Annotated in this window: 20 protein-coding genes; 10 read left to right on the top strand and 10 right to left on the bottom strand. The window is 32.8% G+C overall.

Features of this window, described 5'->3' with window-relative positions:
* A partial coding sequence (locus tag ACWVCY_RS13520) for a sodium/proton-translocating pyrophosphatase (RefSeq protein WP_455143442.1) occupies positions 1 to 1,486 on the bottom strand: 1,486 nt, incomplete at its 3' end.
* A 375-nt stretch (positions 1,487 to 1,861) separates the two neighbouring features.
* On the opposite strand from ACWVCY_RS13520, the gene ndk reads away from it, so the two are divergent.
* Together ndk and ACWVCY_RS13530 are read left to right on the top strand one after the other, a co-directional pair.
* Positions 1,862 to 2,311 carry a nucleoside-diphosphate kinase gene (gene ndk / locus ACWVCY_RS13525; protein WP_455143444.1) on the top strand — a complete coding sequence of 150 codons (450 nt, stop codon included), beginning with the start codon at positions 1,862 to 1,864 and terminating at the stop codon, positions 2,309 to 2,311.
* 23 nt (positions 2,312 to 2,334) lie between these two features.
* Positions 2,335 to 3,000 carry a hypothetical protein gene (locus ACWVCY_RS13530; protein ID WP_455143445.1) on the top strand — a complete coding sequence of 222 codons (666 nt, stop codon included), beginning with the start codon at positions 2,335 to 2,337 and terminating at the stop codon, positions 2,998 to 3,000.
* A gap of 19 nt (positions 3,001 to 3,019) precedes the next feature.
* Here the strand turns inward: ACWVCY_RS13530 and endA are convergent, their stop codons facing one another.
* Both endA and ACWVCY_RS13540 read right to left on the bottom strand, forming a co-directional pair.
* Positions 3,020 to 3,568, bottom strand: coding sequence for a tRNA-intron lyase (endA, locus tag ACWVCY_RS13535; RefSeq protein WP_455143447.1), 549 nt, complete (start codon positions 3,566 to 3,568; stop codon positions 3,020 to 3,022).
* Between the two features lie 18 nt (positions 3,569 to 3,586).
* Complete coding sequence (locus tag ACWVCY_RS13540; RefSeq protein ID WP_455143449.1) at positions 3,587 to 4,198, bottom strand: BatD family protein; 612 nt, start codon at positions 4,196 to 4,198, stop codon at positions 3,587 to 3,589.
* A 104-nt stretch (positions 4,199 to 4,302) separates the two neighbouring features.
* Here ACWVCY_RS13540 and ACWVCY_RS13545 point away from each other — a divergent pair, with 104 nt between their 5' ends.
* Entirely contained in the window at positions 4,303 to 5,253 is a 951-nt protein-coding gene (locus tag ACWVCY_RS13545) for an ArsA family ATPase (RefSeq protein ID WP_455143465.1), read from the top strand.
* A 12-nt stretch (positions 5,254 to 5,265) separates the two neighbouring features.
* Here ACWVCY_RS13545 and ACWVCY_RS13550 read toward each other — a convergent pair whose 3' ends face one another.
* From ACWVCY_RS13550 to ACWVCY_RS13560, 3 genes are all read right to left on the bottom strand, one after another.
* The gene (locus ACWVCY_RS13550) at positions 5,266 to 5,895 is read right to left on the bottom strand and encodes a hypothetical protein (RefSeq protein ID WP_455143450.1); all 630 of its coding nucleotides are present in this window, start codon (positions 5,893 to 5,895) and stop codon (positions 5,266 to 5,268) included.
* Positions 5,896 to 6,068: 173 nt separating this feature from the next.
* Positions 6,069 to 6,926, bottom strand: a complete 858-nt coding sequence (folP, locus tag ACWVCY_RS13555; RefSeq protein ID WP_455143451.1) for a dihydropteroate synthase — start codon at positions 6,924 to 6,926, stop codon at positions 6,069 to 6,071.
* Between the two features lie 15 nt (positions 6,927 to 6,941).
* Positions 6,942 to 7,766 (bottom strand): coenzyme F420-0:L-glutamate ligase, encoded by an 825-nt coding sequence (locus tag ACWVCY_RS13560; protein WP_455143452.1) that lies wholly within the window; start codon positions 7,764 to 7,766, stop codon positions 6,942 to 6,944.
* A gap of 207 nt (positions 7,767 to 7,973) precedes the next feature.
* Between ACWVCY_RS13560 and ACWVCY_RS13565 the strand changes: the two genes are divergently transcribed.
* The gene (locus ACWVCY_RS13565; RefSeq protein ID WP_455143453.1) at positions 7,974 to 8,729 is read left to right on the top strand and encodes an RAD55 family ATPase; all 756 of its coding nucleotides are present in this window, start codon (positions 7,974 to 7,976) and stop codon (positions 8,727 to 8,729) included.
* A 9-nt stretch (positions 8,730 to 8,738) separates the two neighbouring features.
* Positions 8,739 to 8,966 (top strand): hypothetical protein, encoded by a 228-nt coding sequence (locus tag ACWVCY_RS13570; RefSeq protein WP_455143454.1) that lies wholly within the window; start codon positions 8,739 to 8,741, stop codon positions 8,964 to 8,966.
* Between the two features lie 52 nt (positions 8,967 to 9,018).
* On the opposite strand, the gene ACWVCY_RS13575 is transcribed toward ACWVCY_RS13570, so the two are convergent.
* The 3 genes from ACWVCY_RS13575 to ACWVCY_RS13585 all read right to left on the bottom strand — a co-directional run bounded on the left by ACWVCY_RS13575 (position 9,019) and on the right by ACWVCY_RS13585 (position 11,461).
* A complete protein-coding gene (locus ACWVCY_RS13575) occupies positions 9,019 to 9,930 on the bottom strand; it encodes a 4Fe-4S binding protein (RefSeq protein WP_455143456.1) in 912 nt (303 codons plus the stop codon).
* Positions 9,931 to 9,940: 10 nt separating this feature from the next.
* Positions 9,941 to 10,087, bottom strand: a complete 147-nt coding sequence (locus ACWVCY_RS13580; protein WP_455143457.1) for a hypothetical protein — start codon at positions 10,085 to 10,087, stop codon at positions 9,941 to 9,943.
* A 153-nt stretch (positions 10,088 to 10,240) separates the two neighbouring features.
* Positions 10,241 to 11,461 (bottom strand): NAD(P)/FAD-dependent oxidoreductase, encoded by a 1,221-nt coding sequence (locus tag ACWVCY_RS13585; protein ID WP_455143458.1) that lies wholly within the window; start codon positions 11,459 to 11,461, stop codon positions 10,241 to 10,243.
* Between the two features lie 127 nt (positions 11,462 to 11,588).
* Here ACWVCY_RS13585 and ACWVCY_RS13590 point away from each other — a divergent pair, with 127 nt between their 5' ends.
* The 4 genes from ACWVCY_RS13590 (at position 11,589) to ACWVCY_RS13605 (ending at position 15,118) form a co-directional block, all read left to right on the top strand.
* On the top strand, positions 11,589 to 11,897 hold the full coding sequence (locus ACWVCY_RS13590; protein WP_455143459.1) for a hypothetical protein: 309 nt from the start codon (positions 11,589 to 11,591) through the stop codon (positions 11,895 to 11,897).
* Positions 11,898 to 11,991: 94 nt separating this feature from the next.
* Positions 11,992 to 12,369 carry a 30S ribosomal protein S8e gene (locus tag ACWVCY_RS13595; RefSeq protein ID WP_455143460.1) on the top strand — a complete coding sequence of 126 codons (378 nt, stop codon included), beginning with the start codon at positions 11,992 to 11,994 and terminating at the stop codon, positions 12,367 to 12,369.
* Between the two features lie 71 nt (positions 12,370 to 12,440).
* Positions 12,441 to 13,289 carry a TVP38/TMEM64 family protein gene (locus ACWVCY_RS13600; RefSeq protein WP_455143461.1) on the top strand — a complete coding sequence of 283 codons (849 nt, stop codon included), beginning with the start codon at positions 12,441 to 12,443 and terminating at the stop codon, positions 13,287 to 13,289.
* 161 nt (positions 13,290 to 13,450) lie between these two features.
* Positions 13,451 to 15,118, top strand: a complete 1,668-nt coding sequence (locus ACWVCY_RS13605) for a hypothetical protein (protein ID WP_455143462.1) — start codon at positions 13,451 to 13,453, stop codon at positions 15,116 to 15,118.
* A gap of 29 nt (positions 15,119 to 15,147) precedes the next feature.
* Here the strand turns inward: ACWVCY_RS13605 and ACWVCY_RS13610 are convergent, their stop codons facing one another.
* Positions 15,148 to 15,495, bottom strand: coding sequence for a hypothetical protein (locus ACWVCY_RS13610; RefSeq protein WP_455143463.1), 348 nt, complete (start codon positions 15,493 to 15,495; stop codon positions 15,148 to 15,150).
* 381 nt (positions 15,496 to 15,876) lie between these two features.
* Here ACWVCY_RS13610 and ACWVCY_RS13615 point away from each other — a divergent pair.
* A partial coding sequence (locus ACWVCY_RS13615) for a 3'-5' exonuclease (protein ID WP_455143464.1) occupies positions 15,877 to 16,986 on the top strand: 1,110 nt, incomplete at its 3' end.

A 16,986-nucleotide genomic window follows, 5' to 3' on the forward strand; every position in this document is an offset into this window, starting at 1 on the left:
CAATACCTTGAGCGTTATCACTGATAGGACCAAAGGAGTCCATTGCAACATTGTTTCCAGTATGCGAGAGCATACCAATTCCAATTAATGCAATTCCATAGAGAATGGTTTCCCCAATATGTTCTGATGAAATCTCAATATTGTGTGAAAAATTATTTATTATAGGAATAATCTCATTCCCTGGTAAAATTGTATAAGTTACAATTGCTAAACTAAATGAAATACATATCGCTACAAGTGCCCAAACACTACTTTCGTAACCAAGAGATATGCCACTCAAGATTGTAGTTGCAGGGCCACCTTTTGTTGATTCGAAAACTTCGACTACAGGCCCACCAGCCTTCGAAGTAAAACGAGCAGTTATTGGATTAAAGGAAACTGCCAACAGTACTCCAATGGCAATAAGAAGACCTAACCTCCAGTCACCTGCATAAAAAGTAGCAACTAAAGTTGATATTGTGATGGTTATTACACTTGAAATCTCATAAGACTGAAACATCGCTTTTTCTGCGTCAGGAGTTTTCCAAAGGGCAACAGCATAGGTTCCAACGATCGAACTTATAACACCAATTGCTCTAACGATCAAAGGAAACATAATCCAAATAATATTTCCTTCAATTCCATAAAGGACAAGCCCCAGAATCAAAGCAGAAACAATAGTTACCTCATAGGATTCAAAAATATCTGCGGCCATACCAGCACAATCCCCAACATTATCCCCAACTAGATCTGCAATTACTCCCGCATTCCTTGGGTCATCTTCAGGAACATCTTTTTCAACTTTTCCAACAAGATCTGCGCCAACGTCAGCTGCTTTAGTATAAATACCACCACCTACTCGCATAAATAAAGCTAAAATAGTTCCACCAAACCCAAATCCAAGAAGTGCATCAGGTGCAGCTTGACCAAAGATTATAAAGATTACTGTGCCTCCTAGCAATCCAAATCCATCGGTTAACATACCTGTTACAGTACCAGCATGATATGCAACAGACAGTGCTTTATTGTATCTTTTATTCACATCCAGCAGGTTACCATTTTCATCAATTGATTTTGCTGCCGTAGCTGCAACTCTTAAATTACCTTGAACTGCAATTCGCATTCCAAATTGACCAACCATCATGGAAAATGAAGCACCCATGATGAAAGCAAGAGTTCGACCAATAGCGACAACTAAAACAGGATCAAAATCAACGAATTCTCTTTCAGCTCCTGCTGTAGGTTCGACCAAATAAACGCTGAAAAATAAAGCAATCGTAAGAATTAATACGATTGGAAGGATTGTTCTAAGCTGTCGACCCAAATAGGCGTTTGCTCCTTCATTGATAGCTTCCCATACTTGTTGCATCTGTTTAGTACCAGTATCATGACTGAGTACGTCTTTACGTAGCCATAAAGAGTAAATAAAGGAAATAATGGCAACTACGATAACAAGAATGAGGGTTAACTGTTCATGAGGTTCTAATGAAGTAAAGGTTCGAAACATAATTTACACTTTTCCTTTCCAATTATAATAATCTATATAGTTTAAATTCCTTTAACTATGACAGAGAATTTATTATTCACTGGGTGAATACCAATTTTTGTGCAAGACTATTAACTTTTTTTTTAATAAAAAGGGATTTGAATTAAGTATCAAAAAAATATATTAAAATCCAAACAATCATAGAATTTAGGAAAAATTCCCTAACCTATTTAAAACTTCTATTAAATTTACTAAATCTGAAAATTGCTTTAAATCCTCAGGATTTAAAGGTGAAAAAAAAGAATATTTAATTAAAAACTAAAACCTTTATCATATACGATTATAGTATTATATAAATGATAAGTATTAATTCCGTCTCTATATCTGGTGATATTATTGGTTGAAACGAGTTTAATGATGATAAAACCTGATGCTATCCAGCGTTCTTTAATAGGTGAATTAATTTCACGGATTGAAAGAAAAGGTCTCAAAATTATAGGTTTAAAGATGATGAAGCTCTCTGAGGAGGAAATCGATCAACTCTATGACATACATATTGGAAAAAGCTTTTATCTCGAGCTTAAGAAATTTATAGGATCAGGTCCAGTTATTGCAATAGCAATTCAGGGAGAAAATGCTGTTAAAATCGTGAGATTATTAGCAGGCGCAACAAATGCTCCAGAAGCCAATCCAGGAACAATAAGAGGCGATTATGGAGCTAATCTTACTAAAAATATTGTTCATACTTCTGATGCTCCTAAAAGAGCGGAATATGAATTGAACATTTTATTTAATGAAAATGAATTTGTCGAATATGAATTGATAAATAAAACTTGGATTAAATAAATAATAACAATAATGTGAACGATATGAGAAGGAGAAGACCATATCAGAGACTTATGATAGAAAAAATCAACAGATCTGAGTTAACTAAAGTTAATGAAGATGAAAGATGGCAGGTGATTACATCTTTAGGAGAAAATCTTTCCCGAGTTTGGATCCTAGGTTTTATAACTTATCTTATCAAGGGAGAGAATAACTACACCGGAATAACTGTAGAAGATGGAACTGGTGTTATAACGGTAAAATCATGGGATGGATCTCTTTCTGAACTCAATCAATGGGATTTTATTGAAGTTTTAGGAAGAATACAGGTCTCAGAGCAGGAAGATACAATAGAAGTCTATATTTATCCCGAAATAGTTAAAAAGATAAAAGATGATAATTGGTTAATCTATCATTCTCTGAAAATTGCTCAACAGATACGAAGAACTCAGAAAGAATTTAATGTTGAGAAAACAAAAATTGGTGGGATTGAATTAGGAGACGGTATTGTTTCTTTTGAGGATTTGAAACAAAAATTAAAAGATATTGTTCAAGAGCTTGATGAAGGATTTGGGGTAACATTAAAACAGATAAAAAAGAGATTACCAAAAGTTGATCTAGCTCAAATCGAGGAAGCAATAAAAGAACTCAGAGATGATGGAGAATTTTTTGAACCACGGAGTGAAGTTTATTCTTATATTTTCGATTGAAGAAATCAATAATTTCTAATTATGGACGGTTCCATTGAAAAACATAATATCGAATTTGTTGGTCTGAAAGGACTGTAGCAATTACATATCTTTTCCGAACAGATGTCGCAAGTCTACCAGCTCGTACCAAATCAATAGGTTCGATACGAGTTTCCCTTGGAAAGATTGAAACTAAAAAAGGGGAATGATCTATCCCCGGTCCTCTTCGATACACCGCAAAATCTGTACCAAACTTTAAACCAGGACGAACTATATATCTTTTATTTCTTAAGTCCTTATAAACTGAGAAAAGATCTTCAAATTTTGTAAATCTCTTCTTGCATTTTTCCTGAAATGTCTGGACATCTAAAATATGATTCTGTTCATAAATAATAATCATTCCTGTTTCTTGTAAAAAAGCAGCTTCTAATAACGTTAGTTCTAAAGGACGATCGAAAAATGCTGATTTAGGTTTTCTTATACCTACAGGTTTGCCGAAATAACCTTGTTGATAGATATATCTTCCTTGATCTGAATTCCATATAATTACCTGTTTATTGACAAGGTAGGCAGGTATTAAAGCTTCCATATAGTGTATTACACACCCTTATTCCTGTTTTAATCTACGATTTAGAATAGGGGTTATTAATCGAATTATCAATAATGAATCTAGAATAAATAGGATAATTAGAAAGGTAATAACAACATTGTAATTACTTAAAGAAAAATCAGCTGGTGGTTCTATTACCTCTATATCCACTTCATTACTAAATGATTGAAATTTTGAGGATTCTATCTCTGAAGAGTAGTATTCAACTTTCGCAGAATACAAAGTGTATTTTCCAACTAATTTTACTTGTACTAAATAGCTAAATTGACGAGTATCATTTGGATTAATTTGACCGTAAGACAATTGAGTAAGACCAGAGATATTAAAGATCCAAGGATTACTAATTTGGTCAATGAAGGTTACGTTATATGCTGTTTTATTACCAAAATTATAAATAGTAATAGTTACGGTAAAACTATTACCAAGAACAATTTCTGATTTATCAACAACTTTTGTAACTAATAAACGTGGATAATCTGTATTTATACTTCGTATGTTGTAATTAGGGTCTGCTTGTGATGAAAAAATCCCAATAGAACATAAATTAATGGATGATATGCAAATAGCTAAAATAAAAGCTATTAGGAGGATTTTCCTTCCTTGCTTCATTGATAGAGCTCCATAAATAATTAATTTACCAGTATTTTTTAAGCGATTTTATTTTTGTTCTTTAAGCAAAAGGTTCATTTTTTAAGATTTAATCATTGTCAAATATGTCTAATTCTATATTTAATAAAAAATTTGTCTTTTTTGGGGGAAAGGGAGGTGTAGGTAAGACAACAATGGCTACTGCTACCGCTATTAAAGCAGCTGATCTGGGATACCGAACACTACTAGTATCAACCGATCCTGCCCATTCAATTTCCGATAGCTTAAACCAGCAAATTGGAGGAGATAACCATTATTTAGTGGAAGGTGTAAAAAATCTCTGGGCTGTGGAATTAAGTACATCTGATACAATGAGGACTTATTCTGAAATGATGAGTCAACAAGATCCAACAGGAACATTAACAGAATTTCTAGGAGGTGATGATCCGTCCTCACTTTCAGCTCCAGGAACTGATGAAACAGTAGCTTTTATACAGCTTTTAGAGTTCATTCAAAATCCAGAATATGATATAGTCGTTTTTGATACAGCTCCAACAGGTCATACTCTTAAGCTTCTTCAACTTCCTGAATTAACACAGGGTTGGCTTTATCGCCTTATAAAAATGAGAAAAAGGTTAGGAGGTTTAATGTCTGGATTCAAAACATTATTTGGAGGTAGTACTATCCCAAATGAAGATGAAGCGTTCAAAAAGCTTGAAGAATTAAAAGATCAAGTCGAGATTGCTCGTATCCATTTAGAAGATAAGAAAGAAACCGAATTCATTCCTGTTACGATTCCTACTGTTATGGCTATTTGGGAAACTGAGAGACTAATTAGGGCATTATATGAAGTTGCATTTCCTGTTTCCCAAATCTTTATTAATCAAGTTCAGCCAGAAAATCCTAATTGTGAATATTGTTCTGCACGATTTGAAAGCCAAAAGGGTAACTTGGAACGGATTCACGAGTTATATTCAGAGTACGATCTAATCGAAATTCCAATGTTCGTGCATGAAATAAGGGGAGTACTTAAATTAAGAGAGCTATCAGAACTCCTATATGCAAAAGAACAGTGAAATTTAGAAGAATTATCCTTCCTCATCCCAACCCTTTCGAATACGTGAAAAGGCTTCTTTAAGTTCCATATTCATTTGAGCTTTCAAACTCATTGGGGATGGACGTGGTGGTGCAACACCTAAACCAGGAGTACCTGGGGGTCCCTGTGAGTCAAATCCAGGACTAGGAGGTGGAAGTTGGCCAAATTCAGCTGGATTTGATGGTGATGGTGGTGCTCCAAAAACTGGGGGAGTTGATGATGGAACTTGTCCAGGTAGAGGAGGTAGACTTGGAGGGGAGGCTGTGGTAATCGATGGTGAAGGTGGTGTAAATGATGATGGTGATGGTGGAGTCCGAGGGGAAGCCTGTACTGGTGATGGTGGGGTTGGAAATGCTGAAGGTTGTGAAACTGAGGGAGGAGACGGTTGTGAACTTGAAGGTGGGACTGGCGTTGAAAATTGTATCGAACTCTTTGATGGTGCTGCTGTTCTTCCTTGAAGTAATTGATCCACTTTGAGATTTAGTTCTGCAAAATTTCTTTCTAGTTCATCAACTATCTCTGCGAGTTGTGAAACAAAGATAAAGAACTTTTTCGTTACTTCAACAAGAGTATCAATATTTTTTGACCTTTCATCTCCAAAAAATTCATCTAAATTTGTCAAGTTACTAACCTACTAATATTATAATCTTAAACGAAAATTCCTTTTAAACTAATAAATTTAATTATATTTAGAAGGATTTTATTCAATCCTGTTTTAAATCAGCTTCAAGGAATTAATAGATCAAATCTCATTGTTTAAATTCTCTAATTAATATTTGATTTATATTATATATTTTAACCTTCTTTTTCAAATCTGCGCTTGAAAAAATCTGAAACTAAGCTTACATCTCTAGTTTCTTGGACATCATGAGTTCGGATAACATGAGCACCTTTCAATATTGCAATTGTAGTAGCTGCTAGTGAACCCCACAGTCTATATTCTGGAGTTACTCCTAAAATTTTTCCAATAAATGATTTTCGTGATATACCAACAAGAATACCTTGATTTAGACAGCGAAATTCTGGTAGATTCCATAGAATATTGCAGTCGTGAATATGATTTCTTTCAGGAATCCAGCCTCCGATTCCAGGATCAATAATAATTTTGTTTTTATCGATATTAGCATCAATTCCTAAAGAAATACTGTTTTTCAGTGCTAATTTGATTTCTTCAATATTAAACACATCACCTGGATTATTCATACACGCCATGATAATTGTAGAGGCATTGTATTCTGAAATTACTGAAGGCATATTTGAGTCATATTTAAATCCCGAAATATCATTAATAATAGATGCACCATGTGATAATGCAAAATCAGCTGTTTTTGAAGATTGCGTATCAATTGAAATAGGTATTTTAAGATTAATTTCTTTTAGAGCATCAAAAAAAGTTTTTAAAATTTCGATTTCTCTTTCTAAGGAGATTGATGCTCTATTTTCATATAAATGAGTTGGTGCACTTGATGTAGCGCCAACATCAACAAAATTAGCTTTATGTTTTTCCATTTGAATAAGGTGACTTATAATCTCTTCTCTTGAATGTAGAATACTTTTCTTGTAAAATGATGTGGGAGAAAGATTTATTATTCCCATGATTAGAGGATTTACATTATCACCAATCTTTACACCACCTAAATTTCCAGTTATCATTAACTCTAACTTTCCTTATTCAATTTTTTTGTATTTGTCTAGTAACTTGTCAATTAAAGGCCAAAATGGACCTATGTAAATACAATCTTCAGGGTTCATTTTCATTAAGCTATTGAGCTCAATCTGGTTAATATCATCCGTAAAAATTTTTTTTTCACATCCTCTTGCAATTACAAGTGGAATGCTTTGGTTAGACTCTCCCATTAAAATTTGAGCCCCGCAAACTAGGTTATCTGCGATAGCACGAGTTGTTATACGCATTTGACGCTTATATAAGTCAAAAGTTCCTCTATCATCAATAACAGGTGTAAAACCAGAAACCCCTAAAGCAAAACCCGATGTTCCTCTTCTTAATGGATGTGTTTTTGAATCTGCTATTATTACTCCAAATTTTTTTCCTGTTAGAGTATATAATTCTTTTCTAATTTGCCTTGCTGTTTGAATAGGATTCCTAGGAAGTAAAATTAAAAATCCTTCTCCTCCAGCATTACTTTGATCTACACCAGCATTTGCTTGTAAAACGCCATCTTTTAAAGCAAGAATAGCTCCTGGAACTGCCCCTATCACGAGATCTGCCTCACGAAAAACCATTTCTACAACTTCTGCTTTCATATGAGCTCTTTCTGCAAGAATAAATGCTTCTTTTCTAATATCATTGATGTCATTTATTGGGATTTTTAATCCTTCACATACCGAAATAATTTTACTAGCTATTATAAAAACATCAAAATCCATTAATTGAATTCCTTGGGTGTTTACAGATTCTAAAAGAATTTCTGCAACACTAGTTTGGCTGTCAGTAATTAATGGAGTTTTTATTGCAAAAAATTCCATTTTCATTTGGGGTCAACCTGAATAAAGGAGTATTAATTGAAACATTAAATATTTAGTAAGAAAAGTAAAAACAAAGTTTATTGAAATAGGCAAGCTTTTAAGCTTAACTTTAATATTTGTCATAAGAAAATGTTATTCAATTCCAAAACTTGAAATAATTACCTTAAAAACATTAAATGGAACAACTGGATAAAATATTACGGAGTAATTAAGATGACAATGGAAGACAGAGCAAAATTTGGGATCCCCCTTCTAGATGATGCTTTGGGTGGGGGTGTCCCACGAGGATCAATAATCCTAGTTGAAGATGAGGTGGGGATAAACACAGAGCATATATTAATCCAATTTCTCTCTGAAGGTCTACGAACAGGTGAATATGGCTATATTCTATCGACTGAGCATTTATTCTCTCATTATTCGCCTTTATTTGTACCGTACAATATTTCTGAGGTTACCTTTGAAACGAAAAGACTAATCTTCTTAGATGCTTTTTCCAATCCTTTTGGTTATTCTGAAGGAAGACCTAGTGCTTTAGGAGAAAATGTTATTCGTGATATAACCCAGCCTCGCCAGGTTACTGACCAAATTAGACGATCCTTACTTCATGTTAGATCTCAACCTGTCCGTGGTGTTTTGGATTCATTAACAACTCTATTACTAGTTTCAGACACCTTGAAACCTCCTATGGCTTTTTTACAGCATAAAATCGCTACAGATAAAGAAATGGGTATAGTTAGTATTCTAACACTACATTGTGATGTGCATGATCCTAGAATTGTCACAGCTGTTGAACACTATTGTGATAGTGTAATAAAAATAACACATAAAGAACTAGAAGAAAAGGAAGGTGGATTAGTTGAGTTTTTACAAATTAGAAAAGTTTCTGGTATGACTATGAGAGAAGTTGAGAATACAGATTTCGTATTTAAGCCAATTCCTGGGCATATTGAGCTTACACCATTAATTTAAAGATGGGATGTGACATTTATTTCAAAAAAAAAGAATTGTGACGTTGAAGGATGTCCTAACGAATATAAAAAGACTGTTTCGAGAGAAAAAGCTGGCAGTACAATTAAGGAAGCTAACTTGAGTCTTTCTATAAAGGATAAAGTGACTAGAGTACACCTTTGTACTGATCATTATCGTAAAATTAAAAAAAAGTTGAAAAAGGATCGTAAAATTGAAAGTTTAAGGTGGAGTGGTTAAGTTTCCTCTTTTTAAAATGCTAAAATCAAAGAATTAGTATAAAGAATGGAGATTAAAGAAACCGTAATTCCATTGCGTCATCTGGACATACGCCAACACAATCTAGACAATTTATACAATGTTCGCTTCTTACCTTCTCTGGTGGGTGGGAGAGGATTCTAACACCCATGGGGCAGACATCCTCACATAGACCACAGTGTGTACATTTTGAGATATTTCTTCCTACACCTAACATTGAATGCTTTCCTAGAAGGCCAGCAATTATACCGACAGGGCAGAACCAACGACACCAGGCACGTGGGATGTAGAAAACTAAAATAATAGCAAAGATTAGAATAAAAAGTCTTATCCAGAATACAATGTCAATTAAAACAAATTTATCCCAATTGAATAAATTTTCAATTCCTCCCCAATAGAATAATAAGGGAATTAGTGTAAATAGAAATACGGATGGGCTTAAGACAGCCCATGGTTGTTGAGAAAAAATTCCAAACGCAATTTTTATATTTTCAATCTCACCAAGAGCAACATTTATACCAATGAATGTTGACGCAAGAATACTAACTCCTGTAATAAAATCCCCAATCTGTCGTAAATTGTTATTTGTTTCTTGAGTTGGTTCATATTTGCTTTTCCAAGAGGTTAAGAAGCCAATAAGATCTTGAAATAATCCAAAAGGGCATCCCCATGCGCAAAAAAGTCGTCCAAAAATTGATCCAATAATAAAAAATGAAGCTAATGGGATTAATGGTAGTAATCCTGTAGTTAACATTCTCTCTAACAAATAAAAAGCTCCTTCGGAGCTAGAAGTCAACATTTTTGGCATATCGACAGGTAATACTAACCATGTTGCTCCTATTCCAAAAAAAGTAAGATTCATTAAAATAAACATGATAGTTTGAATAATTGTACGTAAAATCCGTAATTTCGTTAAATTTACCTTTGATTTCTTATGCCATGCCATCTTTATTCACCTATGGTATAGGTATTCCTGCTGTTGCGCTCTCTGTGATTTCTACAATTAAATCTTTAATTAATTCGAACTGATTCGCTGATATTGCAAGTGTTAAGAAAATAAATCCAAGACTTAAGGCAATAAAAGCTTTGGCATTACTCCTCATTGCATAAATTCCTTCTAATTATTTGAATATAGAAACAATAATGAAATCGATTATATTTTAGGCTTTTCAGCAAATCTTCTTATTTGTTGTCCTAGCTATTGTTATTTAGATAAAGGATATACAATATCCGTTGCTAGTTTTTTAGAAATAGTCTTAAAATCCCCAATCTCTACTTTTACTGAATCCATATGCAATTATTCGGGCGTTCCAAAATTTTTTTATCATTGAAGGTTTAGATAAAGCTTTAAATGATAATAGAAGTTTTTTCCAAATATTCATACGCGTTATATCCCAACCATTAATTAAGGATCCAAAATTCTCTAAGTCATAAGCAGTAAAATCTGAATAAAGGATTTGATGAGCTTTTTGAATTATTGGGTCAGCATATGGCATCATTCGGCATTTATACTCATATTCTAACAATTTTTTCTTTGAAAAATTTTTAGATTTACATGCTTCTATTGCAGTTTGTGCAGCTAGCCATCCTGAATGAATTCCTATTGCAATACCTCCATAAAAGATTGAATTTGTTAAGCCAGCTGCATCACCAGCTACCATATAGTTATCAGTGCATAAATTTGGTATTGGTCCACTTGCAGGAATAATACCAGCAATCTTTTGGATAATATCTTCTTCTGTAACATCATTAAAATGAAGATCCATGAATTTTTTAAGAATAGTGTTCGGATTTGAAGCAGGGTCAACAACAATTCCAATATTGGTTGAACTTTTTTTGGGAAAGACCCATCCATAATGCATCTTTGGAAATCGATTGAAATCGAAATAAAAGTCTAGTGCATCGGTTAAAATTCCTTTAATATTAAATTCTACTCCTTGAACATATTCTGATGGTCCTTTGAGTCCTATCATTTTTACACTATGAGCTGAAGGTCCATCACACCCAATCACTAAATTTGCTCTATATGTTTGTGAAGTGGTTTTTACAATTACAGAATTACCATCCCTTTTTACCTCATTTACTCGTGACTGTAGAGAAAGATCAACACCATTTTTTTGAGCTTCTTTAGCCATTAAATGATCAAATAAAGGCCGATTTATAGTTACTGTCTCTAATTGAGATGTAGCTACTCCCGATGTACCAAAAAAAAATCTTTGAGTGCTAAGAATCCGTTCAATCAAATAATTCTTACGATTTATTATAAAATCGTCGTAAGTTTCTTCTGAATTATATTTTGGCATATTTTCAACGGTTCGCATTTTATCAATAGATAATCCTTCACCGCATGCAAGGGGGTGACCAATTTTTGGATGTTCTTCAACTATAACAGCATTTAATCCTGCTTTAGCTACAGATATTCCAGTGGATAATCCTGTTGGTCCTCCACCAATTATTAGAACATCATATTGTTGCATTGCCGTCCAGGTACCTCTCAAGGAATATATAGCATTCTGATCTCTTTAATTATATAATTTGTTAATTTATTTGAACCAAAAAGAAGTTTTATTTATTTACTACTAAATTGGTTAAATGGGAAAATCAATGAATCATTCTCCAGTAAAAATTGGAACTTGCTTAAATAAAGCTCAAGGTAAGATAATTGTTCAATTAGAGGGGCCAAATTTACCTAAAATCGGTTCTTATGCTCAGATTAAGGAAAAAGGTCAATTTATCACAATTGGAGAGATAACAGAGGCTATAGGATCAACTCAATCACCTTGGATTGTTATCTCGCCTTATAAAGATAGATTAAAAAAGGTGAATGAGATGGAGGAAATCTACAGCCAAGAGAATTATCGCTCAAAAATAAAGAATAAAAAAACCAAGTATCGGTATAAAAAGAGGGTTTGATATATAAAACATTCGTTATATGCCTTTAAATGGTTAGTTTTGGCGTCTATAGCGATTTTTTCATTTTAAAAGAAATTATTAAGAGGTTAATCATATGGCAAGGTCACAGAGAAGATCTGTAAGGAAGGCAAGTGGTGGAAGATACCACATTAGTACTAAAAAGAAAAAAAGGGATTTAGCACGACCAGCAGCCCTGACAATGGTCGGAACAGTACGAAAGAAAACAATAAGAACCCGTGGGGGGAATCAAAAAATACGTTTACTTAGCTCTACTTTTGCTAATGTTTCTTCTCTAGATGGAAAAGTGACAACAAAACTTGAGATTGAAGATGTTGAAGACAATCAAGCAAATAGAGACTTTGCACGAAGAAAAATTGTTACTAAAGGAGCAATCATTCGTACATCTAAAGGCAATGCCCGCGTAACTAGTCGACCAGGTCAAAATGGAACAGTTGAAGCTGTTTTATTCTAGTAGAAATTAACTTCTTTTGATTCTAAAATTAATTCTTTTTACTTCTTTTGCAAAATAGGATAAAATACTAAATGGAAGAAAGTAAACCCCCTTTGACCCAAGAAAATTCTTCAGAATCGATTTTCAAGAAAAATGTTTCTAAACTTAAAATAGCTATAATACGAACTTTTACTGGACATAGTAAAGGAACTTGGATATGGATTGGGATCTTTTTCTTAATTTTAATTATCAGTGTCATAGTTTTAATTCTTCAGTCTCAAGATGAAACTTGGTTATTTGATAAAGTTATTAGATGGTTTGTTGGACCAATCCTAAGTTTAGAATTATTAGGACCATTTATTTTCATTATTTTCATGGGAATTCAAGGGATTATTGTTCCAATTCCTTCTGAATTGGTTTTATTATCAAGTGGTCTAATTTGGGGTATGATTGGAGGGAGTATAATTGGGATTATTGGTTCAATGACCGCAGGTATAACCACGTATTATATTGCAATGTATGGTGGTAGACCTATTATTGAAAAATTCTTGGGTGAAGAAAATCTCCTTATTGTAGATAAATATCTTGATCGATATGGAATTTGGGCTATCGTTTTTGCTCGTGCTTTTCCTTTCATGGCCTTTGATCCTATATCCTATGCGTCTGGATTTTTGAAAATAAAATTGAGGGATTATCTATTAGCTACTTTCTTTGGTTCAATCATTCGGTGCACATTTTATGCTTGGTTAGGTTCAAATCTAGTAACCCAAACAGACATAAGCGAATGGTTAAGGGATCCTGCAAAATATCAAAGTTTCATTAATCAATATTCTGCTAACTTCAATCTTGTACTATTTCTGCTAATTGTTGTTCTTGGACTAGCTTTTGTTGTATATCAATTCCTTTTATTCCCCTATTTAAAGAAAAAATCTCATGAATAAAGAAAAAATGTAAAAAGAAAACTATTCCATCCTGAAAATTTTATTTCAAATAGACTCAATTGATTTAATATAGTAATATTTTTGATATAAGATGACTTTCAATATAACTAAAGAATTAATAAATTACATTCTTAGCTCAGTAAAATCATGGAGTAAGATGAATGAGTATTCATGAATCAATAAAAAAATCTTCGTCTTCGGAGGATTTGAATCATAAAATCCCTGAATGGTTAAGTGTAGATCATTTTCCAGATGAGACAAGAGTTAATTTAACTCCTCGTGGACGTAGGTTTGTGTTTCAAAAAAGTCTAATCATGAAAAATCTTGAACATATTGTAAGTAGAGCACAGTGGTCTCGTTATCGTTCAAATCCAGAAATGTCGATTCCTGTATCCACACTTCGACTCCTTGTTGAGGATGAAAGAGAACTATTTATGACTTCATTTACTGTTACGAGTATAGGTAATAAGAAAATCCAATTACCTCTAAAATTACCTATACGAATTAGAAACAATTCTCTAGCGAAATTACTCGCGCTTTTAACCCTTTCGAAAAACGTTTTTCAAACAGGAACTTATCAAACAGATCAGAGGGAAAAAATTGAATATTTAATCGAAACATTTGACTCAATCTTTGATGTGAACTTGAGTCCTGATGAAGAAATTACTTATAATCAACGAGGGTATTATCTTAAGATACCACTTCAGATCTGCTCTGCTATTATTAAAGTTTTCACAGGCGAGTATACTGCAAGTTTTCCACAGATTATTAGTTCGGTAGCAAAACTTGAAGATGAACAAGATATCTTAGATTTTGTTACAATGTGGTTGAAATTTTCTAGGGTATATCGATTTGATAATAGTCAAGAAAACCTATTTATGTTTAGATATAATGATGAAACAAGGGAATTAGTGAAATTAATTGAAATGTTGGGTGTAAAATATGAAATGGGTTCGATAATAGATGGAGGTAACTTTGTCCCTGTTTACCGAATCCCTAATGTAGCAGATAATGAAATAATTCTTGGAACACCATCATTATTATCTCGGCTTAAAAGTAAAATAAGGAATCAAACCGCCCGAATTAATGAATTAGAAGCAATAAAGGATGATCTTGAGTCTAAACTAAGAGGAACCACTCGTGGTATTGGAGAAAAAGTCACATGGTCTCGTGCAGTGGATGAAAGACTTGCAGAGGACCTTGCTGAAAAGCTTGTTGAATTTGAGAGAATATTAATACAAACTCGGAATGAAAATGAAAAACTTAAGCGTCTTCTCAAAGACAGTGGTGCTATTTTAGAAGTTGAAGAGTCATTTTTTGTTGAAAATAGCAATGGGGAAAAAATTGCTGAAGATATTAATCAATTAAGGGAAGAAGTAAATCAACTTAAAGAACGATTGGCAACATTAAATCAACCTACCCAAGGAAAAGAATTAAGCTATAAAGTAACAAAAGAAATAACAATGAAAGCAGATCATGCTCCTATAGGGATAGATATTGATTTACGTCTAATAATTAAAACTTTTCTTGCACATCCGGACAACTGGGTTTTATTTATTCTTGGGACTAATCAAAGCTTGACTAAAGAGCAAATTGGAAGAATATTAGGTTTTTCTGCTGATAGAAGGTTAGAATTGCAAAGATGCTTAAATGATTTCGTTAATCGTCATATTTTAAAAGTTACTGCATCGTCTCATGGTGAGGAAATCTATTCTTTGGATCGTTGGCATTGGTCTGATTTAATTGGTAGCTACACAACAACTTTATTGGGTGATAAGGATAATGTTCCCCTAGAAGTTCGCCAATTAGTACGAAGTGTTCTTAAATAAAATAAAAATATTAAAAATGGATTTATAATTTATAAGTTATCAATAACTTTGAGTGCTTCTAATAAATCTTTAATTTCAGATGTTTTTTTAGATGACTGAACGATTTTTTCTCCCTCTTTTTTTCCCAAAAATTCTGATATTTGAATATTTGGACTTATTTGGGAATTATTTTCTTTTTTAGTTGATTCTAAAACTGAAATATCTGGGATTTGTTTATCTGATGTAAGAGAATTCAATTGTTCTTTGATTTGATTCATTTCCTGTTCTAAACTTGATAATCGATCATTAAAGTCTTTGAATTTCGTTCCAATATCTTTTATAACTAGTTTTAATGCTTCCTTGACAAAATTTTTCATTTTCTCTTCAATTAAATCCATATAAAATCACTGTTTGTTCTTAAATTATAAATTTTGTCTAATTAGATATTTAAAATGTTCTATCTGTCTTTCTACAATATTTTTAATTGGATAATTTGCGTTATAAATTAAATTCAGCTTTTTTGTATTAAAAATGTTGGAAGATATAAATTATACAAAATCACTCATTGAAATAAAAAAAAGCCAAGACTTGAAAAAAGTTATATGAGACTGATCTCAATATTCCTACCAATTGTAATTCTTCTATTATTAATAGATAAAAATGAACAATTATTTTAATCAAGGCAAATGAATTCTCTTTCTAGTCTCAAAAACTAGAAATATTTCCTTCCTTTAAATTAAAATTAATCAAATACAATATATAATGGGGAAATAAACCTAATGAGTGAATTAAAATCCCAACATGATTACTTTCTATTAAGCACAGTTTATGATGCTGAATCAAATGGAGCTGGAATTAAATTATTTGATGTTTCTAGCCAAAAAGTAATTTATTTCTTAGATCCTTATGGGCATGAACCATATTGTTATAGTTTAGAACCATTTTCAGACCTGAAAGCAATTGAAAAAGAATTTCCCCCTAATACAATCAAGAGAATAATTACTACTAATAAAAAGGATATCTTAAATAATACTATTATCAATCCTACTCAGATTGTAACTGTTACCCCGAGCGAAGTACCTAAAGTTCGGGATATCTTAAAAACACATGGTTGGGAAACTTGGGAGTCAAGAATAAAATATCACCGAAATTGGTTATATGATACACAATTAGTTCCAGGGAGAAAGTATTGGTGGGATGAGGTTAATAGGAAATTTATTTCCCCTCAAAGTATAAGTGAGGGATTGGAGATACCTCCTCCTGTTATAGAAAATTTAGCACAATATTCAGGATTAATCCAAGTATTTCAAGATGACTTTCTTCAAGAAATTCCTGATCTTCCTATTGTAGCTTGTGATATAGAAACTGAGTATGAGGAAGGTCAGATTCCCCAATCTAGCGATCCTAAATTCCCAGTAATTTGCATTTGTATGTCTGATAACAAAAATAATGAAATAGCTTTGATCCTTTCACGGAAAAACATAGAAAAAGGAGAAAGTTGGGTTGAGGTTTCACAAGATCTAAGGGTTGAGTCTTTTGATGATGAAAAATTACTTTTAAAACGAGCATTTGAGATATTAAAGAAATATTCTGTAATTTGTACTTTTAATGGTGATAATTTCGATTTTCCATATCTTCATGCAAGAGCAAGACATCTAAAGATTAGTAAATCGAGCCCCATTCTTTGGAACAGAAGAGCAAAAGAATGTAATTTTCGAAATGCTATTCATCTGGATTTATATCGTTTTTTTCATAATGTAGCAATAAAAACTTATGCGTTTGGAAATAGATATCAAGAAGAGACTTTAGATGCCGTTGCTTCAGCATTGCTAGGAGTTGGAAAAATTCCTCTGAATAAAGGAATAGCTGAATTAACAGAATGGGAGTTA

The organism is Candidatus Hodarchaeum mangrovi (genome assembly GCF_975850365.1).